Origin of the sequence: Achromobacter spanius (assembly GCF_039673305.1) — a bacterium.
Lineage (GTDB): Bacteria > Pseudomonadota > Gammaproteobacteria > Burkholderiales > Burkholderiaceae_B > Achromobacter > Achromobacter spanius_F.
Window position 1 is genome coordinate 19,876 of sequence record NZ_JBDJLJ010000042.1, and the last position, 20,507, is coordinate 40,382.

At 68.5% G+C, this 20,507-nt stretch carries 18 protein-coding genes; 12 read left to right on the forward strand and 6 right to left on the reverse strand.

Going from position 1 to position 20,507, the window contains the following annotated elements; all coding sequences use genetic code 11:
* Positions 1–30 precede the first annotated feature (30 nt).
* Positions 31–798 (forward strand): trans-aconitate 2-methyltransferase, encoded by a 768-nt coding sequence (gene tam / locus ABE485_RS23540; protein WP_346517664.1) that lies wholly within the window; start codon positions 31–33, stop codon positions 796–798.
* 19 nt (positions 799–817) lie between these two features.
* Here the strand turns inward: tam and ABE485_RS23545 are convergent, their stop codons facing one another.
* Positions 818–1,624 carry an AraC family transcriptional regulator gene (locus ABE485_RS23545; protein ID WP_346517665.1) on the reverse strand — a complete coding sequence of 269 codons (807 nt, stop codon included), beginning with the start codon at positions 1,622–1,624 and terminating at the stop codon, positions 818–820.
* Positions 1,625–1,783: 159 nt separating this feature from the next.
* Here ABE485_RS23545 and ABE485_RS23550 point away from each other — a divergent pair, with 159 nt between their 5' ends.
* Positions 1,784–3,037 (forward strand): MFS transporter, encoded by a 1,254-nt coding sequence (locus tag ABE485_RS23550; protein WP_346517666.1) that lies wholly within the window; start codon positions 1,784–1,786, stop codon positions 3,035–3,037.
* On the opposite strand, the gene ABE485_RS23555 is transcribed toward ABE485_RS23550, so the two are convergent.
* Both ABE485_RS23555 and ABE485_RS23560 read right to left on the reverse strand, forming a co-directional pair.
* Positions 2,958–3,287: a protealysin inhibitor emfourin gene (locus ABE485_RS23555; RefSeq protein WP_346517667.1), complete on the reverse strand. Its 330-nt coding sequence runs from the start codon at positions 3,285–3,287 to the stop codon at positions 2,958–2,960. The two genes, ABE485_RS23550 and ABE485_RS23555, sit on opposite strands and share 80 nt — an antisense overlap.
* Positions 3,284–4,348, reverse strand: a complete 1,065-nt coding sequence (locus tag ABE485_RS23560; protein WP_346517668.1) for a M4 family metallopeptidase — start codon at positions 4,346–4,348, stop codon at positions 3,284–3,286. Before ABE485_RS23560 ends, ABE485_RS23555 begins: the two co-directional genes overlap by 4 nt.
* A gap of 182 nt (positions 4,349–4,530) precedes the next feature.
* On the opposite strand from ABE485_RS23560, the gene ABE485_RS23565 reads away from it, so the two are divergent.
* Together ABE485_RS23565 and ABE485_RS23570 are read left to right on the forward strand one after the other, a co-directional pair.
* Positions 4,531–5,166 (forward strand): DMP19 family protein, encoded by a 636-nt coding sequence (locus ABE485_RS23565; RefSeq protein ID WP_346517669.1) that lies wholly within the window; start codon positions 4,531–4,533, stop codon positions 5,164–5,166.
* 238 nt (positions 5,167–5,404) lie between these two features.
* The gene (locus ABE485_RS23570; protein WP_346517670.1) at positions 5,405–6,307 is read left to right on the forward strand and encodes a prohibitin family protein; all 903 of its coding nucleotides are present in this window, start codon (positions 5,405–5,407) and stop codon (positions 6,305–6,307) included.
* On the opposite strand, the gene ABE485_RS23575 is transcribed toward ABE485_RS23570, so the two are convergent.
* Complete coding sequence (locus tag ABE485_RS23575; protein ID WP_346517671.1) at positions 6,300–8,405, reverse strand: PTS sugar transporter subunit IIC/EAL domain-containing protein; 2,106 nt, start codon at positions 8,403–8,405, stop codon at positions 6,300–6,302. The two genes, ABE485_RS23570 and ABE485_RS23575, sit on opposite strands and share 8 nt — an antisense overlap.
* A 265-nt stretch (positions 8,406–8,670) precedes the next feature.
* Here ABE485_RS23575 and ABE485_RS23580 point away from each other — a divergent pair, with 265 nt between their 5' ends.
* The 5 genes from ABE485_RS23580 to ABE485_RS23600 all read left to right on the forward strand — a co-directional run bounded on the left by ABE485_RS23580 (position 8,671) and on the right by ABE485_RS23600 (position 13,560).
* Positions 8,671–8,913 carry a hypothetical protein gene (locus tag ABE485_RS23580; RefSeq protein WP_346517672.1) on the forward strand — a complete coding sequence of 81 codons (243 nt, stop codon included), beginning with the start codon at positions 8,671–8,673 and terminating at the stop codon, positions 8,911–8,913.
* Between the two features lie 121 nt (positions 8,914–9,034).
* Positions 9,035–9,544, forward strand: a complete 510-nt coding sequence (locus ABE485_RS23585; protein ID WP_346517673.1) for a sigma-70 family RNA polymerase sigma factor — start codon at positions 9,035–9,037, stop codon at positions 9,542–9,544.
* Positions 9,545–9,555: 11 nt separating this feature from the next.
* Positions 9,556–10,557: a FecR domain-containing protein gene (locus tag ABE485_RS23590; RefSeq protein ID WP_346517674.1), complete on the forward strand. Its 1,002-nt coding sequence runs from the start codon at positions 9,556–9,558 to the stop codon at positions 10,555–10,557.
* Between the two features lie 128 nt (positions 10,558–10,685).
* A complete protein-coding gene (locus ABE485_RS23595) occupies positions 10,686–13,151 on the forward strand; it encodes a TonB-dependent siderophore receptor (protein ID WP_346517675.1) in 2,466 nt (821 codons plus the stop codon).
* Positions 13,152–13,224: 73 nt separating this feature from the next.
* Positions 13,225–13,560: a hypothetical protein gene (locus ABE485_RS23600; protein ID WP_346517676.1), complete on the forward strand. Its 336-nt coding sequence runs from the start codon at positions 13,225–13,227 to the stop codon at positions 13,558–13,560.
* On the opposite strand, the gene ABE485_RS23605 is transcribed toward ABE485_RS23600, so the two are convergent.
* Positions 13,482–15,200 (reverse strand): ATP-binding protein, encoded by a 1,719-nt coding sequence (locus tag ABE485_RS23605; RefSeq protein WP_346517677.1) that lies wholly within the window; start codon positions 15,198–15,200, stop codon positions 13,482–13,484. The genes ABE485_RS23600 and ABE485_RS23605 overlap by 79 nt on opposite strands.
* A gap of 159 nt (positions 15,201–15,359) precedes the next feature.
* On the opposite strand from ABE485_RS23605, the gene ABE485_RS23610 reads away from it, so the two are divergent.
* The 3 genes from ABE485_RS23610 to ABE485_RS23620 all read left to right on the forward strand — a co-directional run bounded on the left by ABE485_RS23610 (position 15,360) and on the right by ABE485_RS23620 (position 19,413).
* Positions 15,360–15,881, forward strand: a complete 522-nt coding sequence (locus ABE485_RS23610) for a sigma-70 family RNA polymerase sigma factor (RefSeq protein ID WP_346517678.1) — start codon at positions 15,360–15,362, stop codon at positions 15,879–15,881.
* The gene (locus ABE485_RS23615; RefSeq protein WP_346517679.1) at positions 15,878–16,849 is read left to right on the forward strand and encodes a FecR domain-containing protein; all 972 of its coding nucleotides are present in this window, start codon (positions 15,878–15,880) and stop codon (positions 16,847–16,849) included. Before ABE485_RS23610 ends, ABE485_RS23615 begins: the two co-directional genes overlap by 4 nt.
* 98 nt (positions 16,850–16,947) lie before the next feature.
* Positions 16,948–19,413 (forward strand): TonB-dependent receptor, encoded by a 2,466-nt coding sequence (locus ABE485_RS23620; RefSeq protein WP_346517680.1) that lies wholly within the window; start codon positions 16,948–16,950, stop codon positions 19,411–19,413.
* A 9-nt stretch (positions 19,414–19,422) separates the two neighbouring features.
* Here ABE485_RS23620 and ABE485_RS23625 read toward each other — a convergent pair whose 3' ends face one another.
* Positions 19,423–20,478, reverse strand: a complete 1,056-nt coding sequence (locus tag ABE485_RS23625) for a lactonase family protein (RefSeq protein ID WP_346517681.1) — start codon at positions 20,476–20,478, stop codon at positions 19,423–19,425.
* Positions 20,479–20,507: the final 29 nt, after the last annotated feature.

Below are 20,507 nucleotides of genomic sequence, written 5' to 3' on the forward strand. Positions count from 1 at the left end.
GGCTATCACGTCGCCACGCAAGGAACAAACATGACAAGCTGGTCCGCCAAGCAGTACACCGCCTTTGAAAACGAACGCACCCGTCCGGTGCGGGATCTGGTCGCCGCGCTGCCGAACCAGGACGTCAGGCGCGCGGTGGACCTGGGCTGCGGCCCCGGCAATTCCACCGAGGTGCTGGCCAGCCGCTACCCGGATGCGGAAGTCACCGGCATGGACAGTTCCGAGGACATGATCGCGGCCGCGCGCAAGCGCCTGCCGGCACTTTCCTTCGAGCTGGCCGACATCGCCACCTGGAATCCCGCGCAGCCCTATGACGTGATCCTGGCCAACGCCGCGCTGCAATGGGTGCCCGACCACGAAACCCTGTATCCGTCGCTGGTGGCCAAGCTGGCTCCCGGCGGCAGCCTGGCGGTGCAGACGCCGGACAACCTGGAAGAACCCGCGCACCGCCTGGCGCGCCAGGTCGCGGGCGAGGCGCCCTGGGCCGCCAAGACGGGCGAGGTCAAGCATCCCCCGCGCCACAGCGCCGCCTGGTACTACGAACTGCTCAAGCCGCATTGCGGGACGCTGGACGTGTGGCGCACGACCTATCACCATCCGCTGGCCGGCGCGGCGGCGGTGGTGGAGTGGTTCAAGGGGACGGCGCTGCGACCCTACCTGGACAGGCTGGACGCGGACGAACAGGCCGGTTTCCTGGCGCGCTACCAGTCGCTGATCGAAGCGGCCTATCCGGCGCTGGCGGACGGCACGGTGCTGCTGCCGTTCCCGCGGCTGTTCATCGTGGCCGGGCCGAAGTGACGGCGCCAGCCGGGGCGCGTCATGGCGCGGCGGACTGCCCGTCCGACTTGTCCGCGAAGTAGCGGGCGGGCGTCTTGCCCAGCGTCTTCTTGAACATGGTGATGAAGGCGCTGACGGATTCGTAGCCCAGGTCTTCGGCGGTGCGCTGCACGGAAACGCCCGCGGAAAGCCGCTGCAAGGCCAGGATGATGTGCAGTTGCTGGCGCCAGCGGCCGAAGCTCATGCCGACCTCCTGCTGCACCAGCCGCGCCAGCGTGCGCTCGCTCATTGCGACGCGCTTGCCCCACTGCGCCACGGTGCTGCGGTCGGCCGGATCCGCATTCAGCGCGCCGGCGATCTCGCGCAGCCGCGGGTGGTCGGAGATCGGCAGGTGCAGATGCTCGGTGGGCATGTGCGCCAGCTGTTCGACCAGCACCTCGGCAAGCTTGCGGTTGGCGGGGGTCGCGCTGTCCGCCGGCGGCAGGTCGGCCAGATGCGTCACCAGCTCGCGCACCAGCGGCGTGATCGCCAGCGTGCAGCAGGCGGCGGGCAGGCGCGGCGCGTCGGCCGGAACGAACAGGAAGCAGACGCGCCCGTTGGCGGTGACGCGATTGCTGTGCGGCACGCCGCCCGGAATCCAGACCGCGCACTGCGGCGGCACCATCCACAGCCCCTGCGGCACCGAGCAGGTCACCGCGCCCCGCAGCGACAGCACGAGCTGGCCCATGTGGTGGCGGTGCGTCGGGGACTCGCTGTCGCGTTCGGCCGCATGCACGGGCATGGCAAAGGTCCATTGCGCCGGCGAGTCGGGGTCCAAGGGCGCGGGCGGGGTGTGGGGCGTGAGCATGCAGGTGGCCTCACCGCGGCATCGCGGCAGGCAGTTTGGCCGAATTCAGGGATAGTTTGTCATTGTCTCGAAAGTCGGTAAAGCGCGGCCTGCATAAGCTTATGGTCGATGGAATGCCGCTTGCGTGCGTTCCCGAACTGATTCTGCAGGTTGCCTTCCATGTCGCATGTCCCGTCTTCCAACCCGTCCGGCAGCCGCCCGCTGCTGCTGATCGCGGGCATCCTGTGCATCGCCATGGCCTTGCGCGCGCCGTTTACCGGCGTGCCGCCGCTCATCGGCATGATCCGCGAGCAGCTGGGGCTGTCGTCGGCCGCCGCAGGCATGCTGATCACCTTGCCGCTGCTGGCGTTCGCGGTGGTGTCGCTGTTCGCGGCGGGGCTGGCGCGCCGTTTCGGGCTGGAACGCACGCTGTTCGCGGCGATGCTGCTGGTCGCCGCCGGCATCGTCGTGCGCACGCTGGGCGGGGCCGCCGGGCTGTATGCGGGCACGGCCATCGTCGGCGCGGGCATCGCCCTGGGCAACGTGCTGCTGCCCAGCCTGCTCAAGCGCGATTTTCCCCAGCGCGTGGCGAGCCTGACCTCCGCCTACGTGCTGACCATGGGCCTGGCGGCGGGCCTGGCGTCGGCCATCGCGATTCCGCTGGCCAATCTGGCTGGCGGCGGCTGGCGGTTCTCTACCCTGTGCATGCTGGCCCTGCCGCTCGTCAGCCTGCTGTTGTGGCTGCCGCAGCTGGCCAACCATACGCCGCCGGCGTCGACCACCGCGCACGCGCCGCACGGCGTGCGCCTGTGGCGTTCTCCGCTGGCCTGGCAGGTCACGCTGTACCTGGGCATCAATTCTTTCGTGTTCTATGTCGGGGTCAGCTGGCTGCCCGCCATTCTGCGCGACGCGGGCTTTTCGGCCGAGCGCGCGGGATCGCTGCACGGGCTGATGCAGCTGACATCGGCGGCGCCCGCGCTGTTCCTGGCGCCGATGTTGCGCCGCCTGAAGGACCAGCGGGCCGCGGCCTTCTGCGCGGCGGCGGCTTCCTTCGTGGCCTACGCGGGCCTGATCGCCGCGCCCGCGTGGGGCACGCTGTGGATCATGCTGCTGGGGCTGGGCACGGGCGCGGGCATCATCCTGGGCCTGGCGTTCGTGGGTCTGCGCGCCAGCCACGCGCAACAGGCCGCGGCGCTGTCGGGCATGGCGCAGTGCGTCGGCTACCTCTTTGCCGCGACGGGGCCCGCGCTGGTGGGCGCGCTGCACGACCGGTCGGACGGCTGGGGCATTGCGCTGGGCGTGTGCGCCGCGCTGTGCCTGGCGATGGCGGTGGCGGGCCTGTATGCCGGACGGTCTATCCAGATTGGCCGGCCTGGCTCTTCCACAGGCGGACCAGGGTATCCGGCGCATCCGCCTCGGGCACGTCAAAGCTGATCTGCGTCGTTTCCGCGCCTTCGTAAATGACTTCCACGTGGAAGTAGCGCTGGTCGCCGCCGCCGTCGGCGGCAGGAACGGCCTTGGGCGCCGCGTGCCGCAGGGCGTCGCAGACTTCCTGGCGCACACCCGGCGGGCAGGTATTCAGGTCGATGCGGCGGGGCTCGGCCAGGCCGGGCAGATAGGCCAGGCCGCCCTCGCGGGTCAGGCGCACGAGCTGAGCCAGGTCGAGCGAAGGCAGTTCTATCATGGCAGCACTCCCACGGCTTTCCAGGCCTGTTCGACCGCGCGGCGCACGGCCGCGTCGGCATTGGCGCCCGCGACCTCCAGGGTCAGGCTGGCGAACGCCTTGAAGTCGGCGTCGTGGCGCAGGCGCTTGTCGCACAGTGTGTCGTACCAGACGCGTCCCGCGCCGTTCCAGGCGTTGCCTTCCAGGGCGGTGGCCGCCAGATAAAAGGCCCGGTTCGGAATGCCCGAATTGATGTGCACGCCGCCGTTGTCCCGCGGCGTGTCGACATAGGCCTTCATGTGCGCGGGCTGCGGGTCCTTGCCCAGCACGGGGTCGTCGTAGGCGGTGCCCGGTTCGGCCATGGAGCGCAGGGCGCGGGCCTTCACCTTGGGCGTGAACAGGCCCTGGCCCACCAGCCAGTCGGCCTCGCGGGCCGTCTGCCCCAGCGAATACTGCTTGACCAGCGCGCCGAACACGTCGCACAGCGATTCATTCAGCGCGCCGGACTGGCCCTGGTAGAGCAGCGCGGCCTCGGTGTCGATCACGCCGTGGGTGAGTTCGTGGCCGATGATGTCGACGGCGATGGTGAAGCGGTTGAACACCTGGCCATCGCCGTCGCCAAATACCATCTGCGCGCCGTTCCAGAAGGCGTTTTCGTAGTCCTCTCCGTAGTGCACGGTGCCCACCAGGGGCAGTCCGTGGGCGTCGATGGAATGGCGCTTGTACACGTTCCAGAACAGCTTGTAGGTGGAGCCCAGATGCGCGTAGGCCTCGTCCACCGCGGCGTCGCCGCTGGCGCGCGCACCTTCGGCCCTTATCAGCTTGCCGGGCAGGGTCGTGCTGTTGGCGGCGTCGTGGATGGCGCGCTGGGGTGAACCTGGCGGCGCCGCGTGCTGCGCGGGCGCAAGCGTGGCGCGCGGCGGCTGTTCGGCCATCTCGCGCAGGCTGCGCTGCTGCTGATCGATGATCAACGTCTTGACGGCGGGCATGCTGACGCGCGCATCGGCGTGTTGCGCCAGGCGGTCCAGCATGTACGGCGGGACCACTCCGATCAGGGGAGCGGACTCGGAAGGACGTGGCATGGTCGGTCTCCGTCGTGGGCGCCGGATGCAAGCCTCGGCGCAAGGCCTGGTTAAGGTAGCAGAAGGGCGTTGGGGCCCGGGTAACAGGATGCGGCGCGATGCGGCCGCCGGCCCGGGCGCCTCGACAGCAGGACGCCGTTCCGGTAGTTTCGTGCGCTTTCCATTTTCCGCCGGACCGCCGCATGACGCCCGTTGACTACCGCATCGCCTCCATCGCGCTGAACGACACGCACCTCATCCTGACGCTGGCCGATGGCCGGCGGATCGAGGAACCGATCAGGCGCCACATCCGCCTGCACGAGGCGTCGCCGGCCCAGCGCGAACAATGGCAACTGGTGGACGACGGACATGGCGTGGTGTGGCCCGCCTTGCTGGCGCCTTCGGCGCAGGGCATGCTGAACGTGCACGACCTGCTGTGGGACCAGCGTTATGAGCAGGCCATGGCGGCGCTGCAGGCCGCCGACTGGAAGCTTGACCGCCTGTCGGGCACGGACCGCGAGCTGGTGGCGCTGTGGCGCATGGAAGCCGACATCAACAACGGCGGCTTCATGCAGTTTCTCTGCAACTGGGGGGACGAGACCTGCCAACTGGCCCTGCGGGCGCTGCGCAGGATCGGGGCGGTGCACATGCTGGACGTGCTGTCGCGCATGCGCGGATTGATCGACCGGTTCGAGGCCTCGCCCGAGGTGGTCCAGCTGAACGATATCTACGGCGCGATGACCGAGGAAGAGCAGCAGGAAATGGAGGAGCTGGACCACGCATTCTGGGAGTATCCGGACGCCTTGTCGCGCCTGGGACTGCGCTGCTACGGCGCCTGATTCTCCCGAATTCCGCTCCGTCGAAACGTCCGGAAACGTATCGGAACATTCCGTCGGCAAGCGCGCGCCGCGGGCCTGGCCGTGCGGGATAGAATCCGGACCTTCTTTCCCGGGGGGGACGCGCGATGAGGTATTTCCTGATCTTGGTGGGGGCGGCCGTGGTCGCCTATCTGCTGGCTCGCGGCATCGCGGCGGTGCTCTCGGACCGTAAACGAACAAGAACAGACAGGGATTCGAAATGAAGCCGACGGACATCCAGATGGTCAAGACAATCGGCGCGGTCAAGCCGCGCAGCATCAAGGTCGCCGTCGGCACCGGGATACTGTTTCTCCTGATCCTGTTCATCGCCTTCGGCTCGTGGTTCCAGGTCGACCAGGGCGAGCGCGGCGTGGTGCTGCGCAACGGCAAGCTGGTGCGCGTGTCCGAGCCGGGCCTGGACTTCAAGACGCCTTTCATCGACAACGTGATGACGGTGTCCGTGCGCGACCACACCTTCGTGTTTGAAAAGCTCGAGGCCTACAGCTACGACCAGCAGCCCGCGACGCTGCGCGTGTCCGTCACGTACCGCGTGCCGCCCGAGCACGTGGCCGAGCTCTATTCCGAATACGGCACCATCTCCAATCTGCAAATGCGCGTGCTGGAGCGCAAGACGCCGGACGCGGTGAAGAACGTGTTCGGGCAGTACACCGCCGTGCGCGCCATCCAGGAACGCCAGAAGCTGGGCCTGGACGTGAACAACGCGGTGCTCAAGACGATGGAAGGCGCGCCGGTGCAGGTGGTGGGCGTGCAGATCGAGGAAGTGGGCTTCTCGCAGGCCTACGAGCATTCGATCGAACAGCGCATGCTGGCTCAGGTGCAGATCGAGACCACGCGCCAGCAGAAGGAAACGGCGATGATCAACGCCGAGATCCAGGTGGTCAAGGCCAAGGCCGAAGCCGACGCGCGCCGCCAGCAGTTCACGGCCGAGGCCGACGGCATCCGCATGCGCGGCGAGGCGGAAGCGGCGTCCATCCGCGCCAAGGCCGAGGCGCTGGCCGCCAACACCAACCTGGTGAGCCTGAACGCCGTCGAAAAGTGGGACGGCGTGCTGCCGGCCACGCAAGTGCCTGGCGCGGCGATGCCGTTCATCGGCATCAAGTAGCCGCGGCGCCCGCGGGATGCGCCGGCGCGGCAGGCATCTGCTGCCGCCGCCGCGCGAATTCCACGATGTGTTCGCCGGGTATCGCCTTGCTGTAGTACCAGCCCTGCACGATGATCTCGGCGCTGGACGCCAGCGCCGACAGCTGCCCGTCCGTTTCCACGCCTTCGACGATGATCTGCAGGTTCAGCGCCTCGCAGAACCGCAGCAGGCCGCTCATGACCAGCGCGCCCCGGTCGTGGCTCTGCGCCAGCACGAAACTGCGGTCGATCTTGACGGCGTCGATCTGGAACTGGTGCAGGTAGCTCAGCGCCGAATAGCCCGTGCCGAAGTCGTCGATGTACACGCGCGCGCCGATGCCGTGCAAGCGGGAAAACGCCGTGTGCAGCACCTGCGCGTCCTCGACCAGCGCGTCTTCCGTGAGTTCCACCGAAACCTGGCCCTGCGCCTGCGCCAGGATATCGATCAGCTTGTCCAGGAAGGACGGCGTGGTCAGCGTGCCGCTGGTGACGTTGATGGTCATCGGCAGGGTGAAGCCCTGCGCGCGCCACGCCAGGCATTGGCGCACCGCCTGCCGGGCGACCCACAGGTCCACTTCGCGCATCAGGTCCGCCTGCGCCAGCCAGCGCAGGAATTCCAGCGGCGCCTGCTGCGTGCCTTCCGGGCCGGTTGCCCGCAGCAGGGCCTCGCAGCCGGTGCACAGGCCGGTCCTCAGCGACACCTGCGGCTGGAATTCCAGGTAGAAGTCGTATTCGCTGATGGCGCGGATGCGAGAGACCTCGGCCCGCCGCCGCGCGCGGTTCGCGTACGACGTCGCCAGGGGGTCGTGCGCATACAGCAGGGATTCTTCCTGGAGCTGCGGGAAGGTGGTGTCCAGCGACCTGAAATGGATCGTGGCGTCGGCCTTGCGCTGGCGTTCCAGCGCGATCACGCAGGGCGAGTACAGGCAGGCCCCCAGCGCCACCAGCATCAGCTGCAGCACGATGCCGCCCAGGTGTTCGCCGGCGCCGATGTAGGCATTGAACAGCACGGGAGACGTCAGCGGCAGCGCGACCGTCGCCGGTTGGAGCCAGCCAAGCTGCACGACCGCGACGGCGATGAGGACATTGGCGACCGGCGCAAGCACGAACGGGAGCAGCAGCCGAGGATTGAGGATCAGCGGCAGGCCGAACAGCAGCATCTCGTTGACGTTCAGCAGCGATACCGGAATGCTGGCCAGCGCCAGCAGCCGCAGCGATTCGCTGCGCGAAAAGAGCAGGATGGCCGCGACCAGGGAAAGCGTGGCGCCCGATCCGCCGATGAAGGCAAACGCGCCCAGCAGGGTGCCGTTCAGCGCGTAGACGCTTTCATAGCCGGCCGCCGCGGTGGTCGCGTTGAGCTGGGTGGCCTGGTCCAGCACATCCATGATGGGCGCCATGGCCTGGGCGCCATGGATGCCGAAGAACCACAGCAGGGAGTTCAATGCGGCGATCAGGGCGCCGGACGCGAACGGGTTGTCCAGCGACGCGACGCTGAGCGGGATGTCGAACTGTGCGACGGCGGGGATGCGCAGGGCGCAGGAAAGCAGCGCGATGACCAGGCCCGCCGTCAGCAGGCCGGGCACGATCATGTTCAGCGAGTCCCGGACGTTTTCGCCAATGAGTCCGTCCGGCGCAAGCTGGGTCCAGCGGCGGCGATGCAGCCACGCCATCAGCGGCACGGTCGCCAGCGGCGAGACGATGGCGATGAAGAGCATCAGGGTGGACGCCGCCCGCGGATAGGGCGCCAGCAGGCTTTCGGCGATGACCACGTACGACAGGCAGAGCAGCGCCGTGGGCAGGTGAGGCAGGCGGTGGCGGATGGACAGCATGTAGCCGATCGACATGCCGGCAAGCAGCGGCATGATGGCCGAGAGCTTGCGGTGCGCGCCCGCCAGCAGGTCGGCGATGTCGTCGGGAAGGCCCAGCAGCCGGGCACAGACGGACAGGATGAGGAACAGCGCCGAGACCAGCAGGCAGGGCAGGGTCCACAGCAGGCCTTCGCGGATCGCGCGCAGGGCATTGGCGCTTGCCAGGGCGGCCAGCCGATCTTTCGGGTATCGCAGGAAGACCGATTTCGGCATGGCCGTCGCATTCCCGGTTGGCCGGCGCATTGCTCCGCCTCCTGGGGTTGAAAAAAACGTTGCCGCATCCTAGCGCCTGCAATCGTGCTTTAGCAATCCGGGTTGCCAGGGATGCTTAGGGATTCCCCTCTGTCAAGAATCAAAAATACCGACGGTTTGAGGCAGGACAACCGGATCGGGACGCTATACGATCAGGCATACATAACGCCGCCCCTGCGCGGATGGCGCGCGCAAGAGCATAAGCTTCACCAAGAAGGAGACACGGATGTCTCAGTTGGATTGGACGCCCGGCGATACCGCGCCGGACCGTCAGGGCTATTACGAAACGCGGCTGGATACGGGCCACACCGCGATATCGCTCTACAGCGTGCTGGGCTGGATGCCGGTCAAGACACCGGGCAATCTCGTCAGTTGGCGCGCACTGCCGCCCGCCCTGGAACGCGAAGAGGCCGAACGCCACCTGCAGGAGATCCGGACCGCGCAAAGCCATGTCCCAATGGACTATTAGCGTCCGGCGGCACGCAGCGTCCTCCCGGCGCGGCGCCTTGCAAAGACAAAAACCGCATCTATAATTGCGAATCATTTTCATTTTGTCTTGATCTCTGGCGGCGACGCCGGGCCGGGTCGTCATGCCATCCTCTTTCATCGCCTCTCGCGCAGAGGTGCAGTCCGTCTATCTGGCTCATCACCATTGGCTGCGCGGCCTGCTGCAACGCAAGCTCGGAAATGCCTCCGACGCGGCGGACCTGGCGCACGACACGTTCGAGCGGCTGATCCGCGCCAACGTCCGCGAACCGCTGAACGAACCCCGCGCCTATCTGCGCACCATCGCCACGCGCCTCTTGATCGGCCGGGCGCGGCGCGCGGCGCTCGAGGCCGCCTATGCCGAGACGCTGGCGCTGCAGCCGGCGCCCACCGAGCCTTCCGTGGAAGCGCGCGCCTTGATCCTGGAAGCGCTGGAACAGGTCTGCGAGCTGCTCGACGCCTTGCCGATGACCAGCCGCAGGATCTTCCTGATGGCCCAGATCGACGGCCTGTCCTACGCCGAGATCGGCCAGCAGCTGGGCCTGACGCCCAACGCCGTGCAAAAGTCGCTGGCGCGGGCGCTGGTGCACTGCTACACGGCCGTGTACGGCTGAGCCGACGCTTCATGGACAACGCCAAGCTGCTGCGGCCGCACGCGCCTGAAGCCGGCGCCATCGACCCCAAGGTGATCCGGCAGGCCGCCGACTGGTGGGCGCGCCTGCGCGAGGACGCAAGCCCCGCCGCGCGGGATCGTTTCGAACGATGGCGGCGGGAGGAACCCGCGCACGAGCTGGCGTGGCAGCGTCTTGGCGCATTGACGCGCGACGTGGCTGCGGGGGTGGCGCAGGCCGGGCCGGCGGTGGCTTCGCGAACCCTGCTGCAGGCGCCGCTGATCCAGTCGCGGCGCGCTGCGATCCGGCTGATGGCGGCGGCGGTCGGCGTGGGCCTGGGCGCATGGGCGGTGGGCGAGCGCGACATGATCCGCCGCCTGTCGGCGGACCTGCGCACCGGCACCGGCGAACGCCGGTCGCTGACGCTGCCCGACGGCACGCAAGTGGCGCTGAATGCCGGCAGCGCGGTGGATCTGCGCTATACCGCCAGCCTGCGCGAACTGGTGTTGCTGCAAGGCGAGATCCTGGTCACGACCGCCCGCGACCCCATGGGGCGGCCGTTTGCCGTGCGCACACGCGGCGGCGTGCTGACGCCGGTGGGCACGCGCTTTCTGGTGCGCGATCTGGAAGCGGGCCGCATGCGCGTGGCGGTGCTCGAGGGCGCGGTGGACGTGCGTGGCCTTGCGCAGGATGCCGTGCCGCGACGCGTGCAGGCCGGCGAGCAGGCGGAATTCACCCTTGGCGGCGGATTCGTCGCGGCGCCCTTGCAGGCGGGCGTATCGGCCTGGCTGGAGGGCATGCTGATCGCCGACGAAATGCCCTTGTCGGACTTTTTGGACGAACTGGGACGCTACCGCCCCGGCGTGCTGAACTGCACCGGCGCGGCGGCCGGCCTGCGTGTGGTGGGCGCCTTCCCGCTGGCCGACACCGACAAGGTGCTGGCCATGCTTCAGGAGATCCTGCCCGTGCGGGTGCGTCGCTACACCCGCTACTGGGTGACCGTGGGCCTCGCCTGATCGCTGCCGGCCCCGCCGCCGGCCTTTTTTGTAACAGCAACGGCGGATATCCCGATCTCGCGCTTCATGTAGAAAAAGCAGCCCGGCCTCGAGGCTGCTCCGACCTTCATGAGCCTGGGAACCCTTTCATGTCATCTCGTCCTGTCCGCGCCGCGAGCGCCGCGGTGTTTGCCCGCCTTCCCCTGCGCCGCACGGCGTTGAGCGCCGCATTGCGTTGCGCCGCGCCCCTGGCCATGGCTTCCCTGCTGTGGCCGGCCGCGGTGCATGCCCAGGCGCAGGCGCCGCGCGCCGTCGCCTTCAGCATTCCCGCCGGGCCCCTCAGCGCGGCGCTGGGCGCATTCGGTGTGCAGGCTGGCGTGATGGTGGCATCCGATCCCGCTCTGACGGCCGGCGCCACGACCCGCGGCGTGTCGGGCACCCATACCGTCGATGCGGCGCTTGAGCGCCTGCTTGCGGGCACGGGCCTGCAGGCCGTGGCGCGCGCCGAGGGCGGATACCGCCTGCGGCAGGCGTCCGCCGACCAGGCCGCGACGCTGGCGCCCGTCACGGTGACGGGCAGCTACCAGACCACGACCGAAGGCACGGGTTCGTACACGTCGCCGGCGGTCACCATCGGCAAGACGCCGCAGGCGCTGAAGGACATTCCGCAATCCATCACCGTCCTGACGCGCCAGCGCATGGACGATCAGGACATGACCAGCCTGCCCGATGCCGTCAACAACACGGTCGGCATGGTGGGCGTGCAGGGCGTGGGCGCCGGCGTGGCGATCAATTCGCGCGGCTTCCCCGTGGATCTGCTGCAGTACGACGGCGTGTCCCTGCTGCGCAACAGCTATAGCCTGGGCAACTGGGAACAGGATTCGCTGGTGTTCTATGACCGCGTGGAAATCCTGCGCGGCGCGGCCGGCCTGCTGCAAGGCGCGGGCAGCCCGGGGGGCGCGATCAATCTGGTGCGCAAGCGGGGTGGGGCGGAGCCGTCCGTGGTGGTGACGGGCAAGGCCGGGTCCTGGGATCACTACGGCCTGACGCTGGACGCCGGCGGTCCCTTGAACGAAGCGGGCACGCTGCGCGGACGCATGGTGCTGGATGAGGACCAAAGCCATTCCTTCATCGACTATGTGTGGGACAAGACCCGCAACATGTACGCCGCGCTGGACTATGACATCACCGATAACACCACGGTGGGCCTGGGCATCAGCAACCGGTACAGCCGCTCGCGGCCCATGTTCGTGGGCTATCCCCGCTTTGAAGACGGTGGCAGCATCGACCTGCCCCGATCGACCTACACGGGCTCCACCTGGAACCGCGCGAAGAATGACCAGACCATCTTCAACGCGGACGTGACGCATCGCTTCAACGAGGCCTGGCGCTTCAGGCTGGCCGGCGTCGCGATGAACGAGAAGAATACGACCGTGCACCAGCGCGTCACCGGCCCGGTGCAGCGTGACGGCAGCGAGATTTCCTACGGCAATTTTGGCGTCGACTTCAAGAGCAAGCAGCGCGGACTGGATATGTCGGTCGCCGGCAACTTCACCGGCTGGGGCATGGAGCAGGAAGTGGTGGTGGGCGCCAATTATTCCAAGCTGACCACGAGCGACCGCTTCACGCGCGCCTGGGAGGACGGCGGCAATATCTTCGACATCGACCATCACCGCCCCTGGCAGGACATCGATTCCATCGCCGCGGCCAGCGGCTACGATTCGCGCAGTTCCTACGACATCCGGCAGAAGGGCATCTACGGCACGTGGCGCGTCAAGCCCACCGAGTCCCTGGCGCTGATCGGCGGCGGACGCCTGGGCTGGTACGACTACAGCTATAGCGGCGGCGGCAGCACCACGACGTCCACCACCACGGGCCGCTTCATCCCCTACGCCGGCATCGTGTATTCGGTGAACGAAAACTGGTCGGTCTACACCAGCTACACCACGGTGTTCGAACCGCAGACCGAGCGCACCGTGTCGGGCAGCCTGCTCAAGCCGATCGAGGGCAACAATTACGAGGTGGGCGTCAAGGGCGAGCTGGCGGACGGCCGCGTCAATACCACGCTGGCCGTGTTCCGCTACGACCACAAGAACCGCGCCGTCAATGACTACGACGCGGGCTTTGCATGCGGCGGTTGGTATTGCTCGCGCGCGGCCGGCAAGGTGCGCAGCCAGGGTGTGGAAGCCGAGATTTCCGGCGAGGTGGTCAGGGGCCTGGAGCTGTATGCCGGCTACACCTACAACACGACCAAATTCCTGCAGGATCCCGACAACCAGGGCCAGGTCTTCAATACCTGGACGCCCAAGCACATGCTGCGCCTGTGGGCCAATTACAGGCTGCCGGGCGCGTGGAACCGCCTGAGCGTGGGCGCCGGCGTCAATGCGCAGACGCAGACGATCAGCTCGGACCGTGAATTCAAGCTGGCCGGGTTCACGATCTGGAACGCGCGCGTGGGCTATCAGGCCACGCCGGAACTGAGCTTCGCGCTGAACCTGAACAACGTGTTCGACAAGAAGTACTACGTGCCGTCCTACAACACGCTATCCAGCAACAACTACTACGGCGAGCCCCGCAATGTGATGCTCACCGTGCGCTACGCGCCCAAGCTGTAGGGCGGCTCGTGTATAAATTCCCCAACGGCGCCGCCGACGCGCGCCGTCTGGGGAGATGAACTTGCGGGAGTTCGTGACGACATTTCTGGACGCGGGCGTGCTGGTGCTGGCGGTGCTGGCTTTCCTGCTGCCGGCGCTGTCCGCGCTGGCGCTGCTGCTGCGCGCCAGGCCCCGCAAATTCCCGCGCTGGAACACGCCCGGCTGGCGTCGGACCGGCATCGCGGTGCTATGGCTGCCGTTTTTCGTCATGGCGGTATATGGGGGCACCGCATGGTGGGCGGCCAGCGCCTATGACCGGTATTATTTCTTTGGCCTCTTGATCTGTTTTGTCTATTTGCTGTTCGCCATGCTGGTGTCCGGGGCTGGCCTGTTCTGGATCTGGGCGTCGGGGCGCGGGCCGGACAGCTGAGCGCGCAACAGCGCATGCACGTGACGCGCGAGGTCCTCGAGGGCGTAGGGTTTGGGCAACACCGGATCGGCGGCGTCCGCTCCGTTGGCGCCTTGCGCATTGGCGCCATAGCCTGAAATGAACAGCACCTTCAGCCCGGGCCGCAGCGCCTGGGCCGCTTCGGCCACCTGGCGCCCGTTCATGCCACCGGGCAGGCCCAGGTCGCAGATCAGCAGATCCAGCCTGATGTCGCTGGAAATCCGCTTCAGGGCGCTGGCGCCGTCCGCGGCCTCGATGACCGCATAACCCAATTCCCTGAGCGCTTCGGCGGTGACGGCGCGAACCGAGGGTTCGTCTTCCGCAACCAGCACGGTCTGTCCCAATTCGGCGCGCGGCGGTTCGTTGCGGGCCGCGGATTCGGTCGCGCTTACTTTGCCGCGATGCCGGGGAAAGTAGAGCGTCATGACCGTGCCTTTGCCTGGCTGCGACTGCACCTGCACCTGTCCGCCGGACTGGCGCACGAAGCCGTAGAGTATCGAGAGGCCGAGCCCGGTTCCCTGGCCCGCCGATTTGGTCGTGAAGAAAGGATCGAAGATGCGTTGCGCCGTTTCCGGCGACATGCCGCAGCCCGTGTCCGTGACGCGCAGCAGCAGATAGTCGCCGGCGTCCAGTCCGCGCTCGCGGGCCGGGCCGGCGGGCAGGCTGAGGTTGCGCGTTTCGATGCCCAGCGTGCCGTGGGAGGCCATGGCATCCGTGGCATTCAGGCACAGGTTGAGCAGGGCGTTTTCCAGTTGATGGGGGTCTACCCAGGCTGGCCAGAGGTCCGGCGCGCATGCGATGTCCAGCGTGACGGCGGGGCCGGCGCTGCGGCGGATCAGGTCCTCCATGCCGCGGATCAGCTGATTGATGTCGACGGCCTTGGGGTCCAGGGGCTGGCGGCGCGCAAACTCGAGCAGTCGGCGGGTGAGGGCGGCTGCCTTGTTGGTCCCGCCCTGCGCCGCATCGATGTGCCGCTGCAGGTTGTCGTGGCGTTTTTGCGCCAGGCGCCGGTTCAGCAGTTCCAGGCTTCCGGAAATGCCCATGAGCAGGTTGTTGAAGTCGTGCGCCAAACCGCCCGCCAACTGGCCCACGGCTTCCATCTTCTGGCTTTGCCGCAGCGTGTCTTCGGCCTGGCGCAGGGCCTCGGCCTGGGCGCGCTCGGCGCTGACTCTCGCCGTGGTCTCGATGACCGTGTCGATCATGCCCGCGACGTTTCCGTGCTCGTCGCGCACCGGGCTGTAGCAGAAGGTGAAGTTCGCCATTTCCGCGCGGCCGTAGCGGTGGATTTCCAGCGGAAAGTCTTCGATGAAGGTCGCCTCGCCGGCGTATGCGCGCGCGGCGATGGGACCGATCTGCGGCCAGGCTTCGCTCCAGATGTGGCTGAAGGATCGGCCCAGGGCGTCCGGCTTGGCGCCCAGGATGGGCGCGAAGGCGTCGTTGTAGATGGTGATCAGTCCGGGACCCCAGACCAGGCAGCAGGGGAACCGGGACGACAGCACCATGCTGGCGGCGATGCGCAGCGCGGCGGGCCATGCGTCGATGGGACCCAGCGGCGTGGCCGCCCAATCGTGGCGCGCCACCCGCGCAGCCATGTCGCCGCCGCCGGCTAGAAACAGGGGCACGGACGGATCATTCTGCATGGTGGTCGGGGAGGTAGCCGGAGACGATCGATTCTATCCCGGCGCCTTGGCCGTGGTAATCGGGCGGCGCTTGCGGCTCCCCGGCCGGAGTTCATATAAAATAATAACAATTCCTATTTGCAATAGATCTCGAGGTGCGCCTTGCCTGCGCCGGAATCTCCCCCCGCGGACACCGTCACGACGCTATATCGTGAACACCATGGCTGGCTGTCGATGTGGCTGCGCAAGAAGCTGGGCAGCTCCTTCGACGCCGCCGACCTGGCGCACGACACCTTCGTGCGGCTGATGGCCGGCCGCCGCCGCGAGCACGCGGGCGCCGAGCCGCGCGCGCTGCTTGCGCACATCGCGAAGGGCCTGGTGGTGGACCATTGGCGCCGCCGCGCGCTGGAAGACGCCTACCTGGCCGCCATCGCGCAGCTGCCCGCGGCCGAGGCGCCGTCGCCGGAGGCGCGGGCGCTGATCCTGGAGACGCTGCACGCCATCGATGCCGCCCTGCGGTCGCTGCCCGCCAGGACGCGCGAGATCTTCGTGCTGTCGCAGTTCGACGGCCTGGGCTATGACGACATCGCGCTGCGCCAGCGCGTGTCGCTGTCCACCGTCAAGCGCCACATGCAGGCCGCGCTGACCGCCTGCCTGATGGCCTACCAGGCCGACGCGCCGTGAGCGCCGCCATCGATCCGGCCATCCTGAAGGAAGCCGCCGGCTGGCTGGTCCGCTTCCAGTCCGAGGCCCTGTCGGCGTCGGACCGGGCGGCGTTTGACGGCTGGCGCGGCCGCAGCGCCGCGCACGAGGCCGCCTGGCGGCGCGCCGAGGAAATGCTGCGCGGGTTCGGGCAGGTGCCGCCCGCCGTCGGGGGCCAGGCGTTGCGCCGGGCGGACCGCGCCGGACGCCTGCAGGCCCTGCTCGGGCTGGCCGGACTGCTGGCGCTGGGGCCGGCCGCGTGGCTGGGCTGGCGCGAGCTGCCCTGGCGCGAGTGGAGCGCGGACCTGCGCACCGCGACCGGCGAGCAGCGCCGCATGGCGCTGGCCGACGGCACGCAGCTGGTGCTGAACACGTCCAGCGCCGTCGACATCGACTACACGCCGCAGCAGCGCCTGCTGTGGTTGCGGGCCGGCGAGATCCTGCTGACGACGGGACGCGACCCCGCGCCGGTCTATCGTCCGTTCATCGTCCGGACCACGCACGGATCCCTGCGCGCGCTGGGCACACGTTTCATGGTGCGCGACGAGGGCGGCAGCGTGCGCATCGCGGTATTCGACGGCGCGGTCGAGGTCCGGCCCGCGGTGCAAGGCGCCGCGCCGCTGGTGCTGCAGGCGGGGCAGCAGACCGTCTTCACGTCGCGCGAAGCGGCGCCGCCGGCCGCCGCCGATGCGTCGTCGGCCTCCTGGGCGGACGGCATGCTTGCCGCGCGGAACTGGCGCCTGGCGGACCTGGTGGATGAGCTGGGCCGGTACCGGCGCGGCGTGCTGCGCTGCGACCCCGCCGTCGCCGGGCTGCGGGTGTCGGGCGCGTTCCCGCTGAACGACATCGACGCCAGCCTGCATCTCCTGGAAAAGACCCTGCCGGTGCGGGTGAGCCGGGTGACGCCGTTGTGGACCGCCATCCTGCCGCGCGCCGCGGTTACAAATTAATCGCGGACCGGCTGACACTTTTTTCCGCTTCGTCCGGTGTACCGGGTGAACCGTCGCGACATGCGCGCGCCACCCAGACTCCAACGAAGGATCGTTTCATGGTTTCCCGACTCTCCCGTTCGCCGCGCCCGTCCCGTGGCATCGCCGCCGTGTTGCCCGTCGCGGCGCTGGTCCGCGCCGCGGGCCTGGGCCTGCCGTTGCTGGCCCAGGCAGCCGTCCCGGGGCTGGCCGCCGCCGCCGAAGTGGTCGAAGCCGGCGCGCGCAAGCCCTACGCCATCGCGGGCGGTCCGCTGGGCGACGTGCTGGCCGGCTTTGCCGCGGCCGCCGGCGTGCCGCTGTCATTCGATCCGGCCATGGTGCAGGGACGCCACAGCGACGGGTTGAATGGCGCCTACACGGTGCGCGAGGGGTTTGATCGCCTGCTCGCCGGCTCGGGCTATGCCCTGTCGGAACAGGGCGGCGGCGCCTATACGCTGCGCAAGCTGCCGTCCGCGTCCGGCGACGCCACGACCGTGCTGCCGGCGGTGACCGTCGACGGCGCCGGCGTGAGCCCGTCGGCGCTGCCGCCGGTGTTCGCCGGCGGACAGGTGGCAAGCGGCGCGCGGCTGGGCCTCTTGGGCAACCGCGACGTGATGGATACGCCGTTCAACGTCACCAGCTATACGTCCGAGCTGCTGCAAAACCGGCAGGCGGTGACGCTGGCCGATGCGCTGAACGTCGAGCCGTCGGTACGCTTCACCGGCCAGATCGGCGGCGTGACGGATTCGTTCTACATCCGCGGCTTTCCCATCGGCGAAGGCAACCTGGGCGAGATCGCGTTCGACGGGGTCTATGGCGTGGCGCCCAACTACCACGTCTTCACGGACTACATCGAGCGGGTCGAGGTACTGAAGGGGCCGGCGGCGCTGCTGTACGGCATGTCGCCCAACAGCGGCGTGGGCGGGGTGATCAACATGGTGCCCAAGCGGTCGCTGCCCGAAGACCTGACCCGCCTGTCGGCCGACTATGTGGGCGATTCGCAGTTCGGCGGCCGGGTGGACCTGAGCCGCCGGTTCGGCAACGAGGGCGAATGGGGCGTGCGGATCAACGGCATGCACCGGCAGGGCGACACGCCGCTGGACAACATGTATTCGCGCACGGACATCGGCGCGCTGTCGCTGGACTACCAGGGCGAACGGCTGCGCGCGTCGCTGGACCTGCTGACCCAGAACGAAAAGATCGATGCGCCGACGCGGCCCTTCCTGGTTGCGGCGGGCATCGACGTGCCCCGCGCGCCCGACGGCCGCCGCAACGCCACGCAGCCGTGGGGCTGGTGGAAGTCGGACGGCCAGTCCGCGCTGCTGCGCGTGGAATACGACATCAGCGACCGCCTGACGGTGTTCGCGGACGCGGGCGGCTCGGACACGTCCGTCTCGCGCCTGTCCGACCAGACGCCCACCATCGTCAACGAAGCCGGCGACACGGTCGTGACGCCGAACAATTTCAGGTTCGAGGTCAACCGCGCCACCTACAACGCGGGATTGCGCGCGAAGCTGGACACCGGGCCGGTGCGCCATTCGGTGAACTTCATGGGCAGCCTGTACAGCGACCGCAATCTGCAGGCCAGCGTGAACGGCACGCCGCTGACGTCCAACATCTACCGGCCGATCACGCGGCCGGAGCAGCACATCCCGGCGCCGGCCAATGTGCCCAAGGTGTCGTCGTCCGACCTGTCGGGGCTGGCGCTGGCCGACACGATGAGCATCCTGGACGACCGCGCGCAGCTTACGCTGGGCGTGCGCCACCAGCGCATCGAGTCGCGCAACTTCAACGGCACGACCGGGGTGCGCACCGTCAGCTACGACGAAAGCGCGACCACGCCGCTGGCGGGTCTGGTGGTCAAGCCGTGGAGCAACGTGTCGTTCTACGCGAACTACATCGAAGGCCTGAGCAAGGGCGACGTGGCGCCGGCCACCGCGTCCAACGCGGGCGAGGTCTTCAAGCCGTACAAGGCCAAACAGAAGGAAGTGGGCGTGAAGGTGGAGCTGGACAACGCCATGGTGACCCTGAGCGCGTTCGAGATCACCAAGCCCAGCGGTCAGCTGACCAACGGCGTGTACGGCGCGGACAGCGAACAGCGCAACCGCGGGCTGGAGCTGAACGTGTCGGGCGAGCCGCTGCGCGGCCTGCGCCTGTTGGGCGGCGTGACCTTCCTGGACGCGGAGCTTACGCGCACCAACAGCCGCGCCACGCTGGGCAACCGGCCCGTGGGCGTGCCCAAGGTGTCGGTCAACCTGGGGGCGGAATGGGATACGCCGTGGGTGCCGGGGCTGACGCTGACGGGCGGCATGGTCCACACCGGCAGCGAATACATCAACCAGGCCAACACGCAGTCCGTGCCGTCGTGGACGACGTTCGACGTGGGCGCGCGCTACGCGGTCAAGGTGCAGGGCAAGGACGTCGTGCTGCGCGCCAATGTCGTGAACGTGACCAATCGCGCCTACTGGTCGGGCGTGGCGTCCTACGGCACGATTTCGCAGGGCGTGCCGCGCACGCTGATGCTGTCGGCGTCGATGGATTTCTGACGCCGGCGCTCAGGCCTGGCGGCGGGCGAACACCATGCACACCGGGCTGCCGATGCGCAGTTCGTAGCCGTCGCGCACCAGCGTGCCGTCGGCCGGGTTGACGTGGAAGCGCTGCAGGGTGTCGCTGTCTTCGTTCAGCGCGAAGAGGAAACGGCCGTCGGGCGACAGCGTGAAAAACCGGGGCGTCTTGCCGTGGGTGTGGACGTGCTGCAGCGGGGCCAGCCTGCCGCTGGCCGGATCCACGCGGAATACGGCGATGCTGTCGTCGCCGCGGTTCGACGCATAGAGGTGCAGGCCGTGCCGGTCCATGGCGATGCCGGCGGCCCGGCTGTTGCCGGTACAGGTGTCGGGCAGGGTGGTCAGCACCTGGAAGGGGCGCAGCGCGCCTGCCTCCAGCGTGTAGGCGGCGACGGTGTTGTCCAGTTCATTGACCACGTACAGCCAGCGCCCCGAAGGGTGGAAGGCGGCGTGGCGCGGCCCCGCGCCCTCGCGCGTGGCTGCGACGCAGGCTGGTTCCGCGCTGACGCCGTCCGCGTCCAGCCCATACAGGAAGACGCGATCCAGGCCCTTGTCCGGCACCACCACGTAGCGGCCGGATGGATCGACCAGGTTGTAGTGCGGCTTGGCGTGAGGCTGTTCCTTGCGGTGCGGGCCGGGTTCGCCGGCCAGCGCGACCGTCTGCGACACGGGCGCGAGCGAGCCGTCGGGGGCGACGGGCAGCACGGCCAGGGCGCCGGTCAGGTGGTTGGACACCATCAGGTAGCGGGCCGAGGGTCCGAGCGCCAGGTGCACCGGATTGCGGCCCTCGCAGGCCTGCATGCGCCACGGCTTCAGGGCGCCGTCGCGCATGTCGCGATGCAGCGCGCTGACTTCGCCGCTGTCGCCGTGCACGGTGTACAGCACGGGCAGCGTCGGGTGAGGCAGCAGATAGGACGGGTTGAGCAGGCCGCCCACCACCTGCCTGAGCGTCAGCGACCCGGTGTCGGGCGCGTAGTCGAACACGCTGATGCCGTCGCCGCGGGCGTTGCGTTCCCGGGTGGTGCGGGAGCCGATGTAGACGTGCATGGCGCAAACCTCTTCTTGTCGATGGGGAA

What these genes read in the sequence shown, in the direction of transcription:
- ABE485_RS23555 (WP_346517667.1), bottom strand. Translation starts at nt 3,287, where the DNA reads ATGATAGAACTGCCTTCGCTCGACCTGGCTCAGCTCGTGCGCCTGACC.
- ABE485_RS23580 (WP_346517672.1), top strand. Translation starts at nt 8,671, where the DNA reads ATGTCTCAGTTGGATTGGACGCCCGGCGATACCGCGCCGGACCGTCAG.
- ABE485_RS23550 (WP_346517666.1), top strand. Translation starts at nt 1,784, where the DNA reads ATGTCGCATGTCCCGTCTTCCAACCCGTCCGGCAGCCGCCCGCTGCTG.
- tam (WP_346517664.1), top strand. Translation starts at nt 31, where the DNA reads ATGACAAGCTGGTCCGCCAAGCAGTACACCGCCTTTGAAAACGAACGC.
- ABE485_RS23545 (WP_346517665.1), bottom strand. Translation starts at nt 1,624, where the DNA reads ATGCTCACGCCCCACACCCCGCCCGCGCCCTTGGACCCCGACTCGCCG.
- ABE485_RS23595 (WP_346517675.1), top strand. Translation starts at nt 10,686, where the DNA reads ATGTCATCTCGTCCTGTCCGCGCCGCGAGCGCCGCGGTGTTTGCCCGC.
- ABE485_RS23625 (WP_346517681.1), bottom strand. Translation starts at nt 20,478, where the DNA reads ATGCACGTCTACATCGGCTCCCGCACCACCCGGGAACGCAACGCCCGC.
- ABE485_RS23560 (WP_346517668.1), bottom strand. Translation starts at nt 4,348, where the DNA reads ATGCCACGTCCTTCCGAGTCCGCTCCCCTGATCGGAGTGGTCCCGCCG.
- ABE485_RS23590 (WP_346517674.1), top strand. Translation starts at nt 9,556, where the DNA reads ATGGACAACGCCAAGCTGCTGCGGCCGCACGCGCCTGAAGCCGGCGCC.
- ABE485_RS23620 (WP_346517680.1), top strand. Translation starts at nt 16,948, where the DNA reads ATGGTTTCCCGACTCTCCCGTTCGCCGCGCCCGTCCCGTGGCATCGCC.
- ABE485_RS23585 (WP_346517673.1), top strand. Translation starts at nt 9,035, where the DNA reads ATGCCATCCTCTTTCATCGCCTCTCGCGCAGAGGTGCAGTCCGTCTAT.
- ABE485_RS23570 (WP_346517670.1), top strand. Translation starts at nt 5,405, where the DNA reads ATGAAGCCGACGGACATCCAGATGGTCAAGACAATCGGCGCGGTCAAG.
- ABE485_RS23565 (WP_346517669.1), top strand. Translation starts at nt 4,531, where the DNA reads ATGACGCCCGTTGACTACCGCATCGCCTCCATCGCGCTGAACGACACG.
- ABE485_RS23575 (WP_346517671.1), bottom strand. Translation starts at nt 8,405, where the DNA reads ATGCCGAAATCGGTCTTCCTGCGATACCCGAAAGATCGGCTGGCCGCC.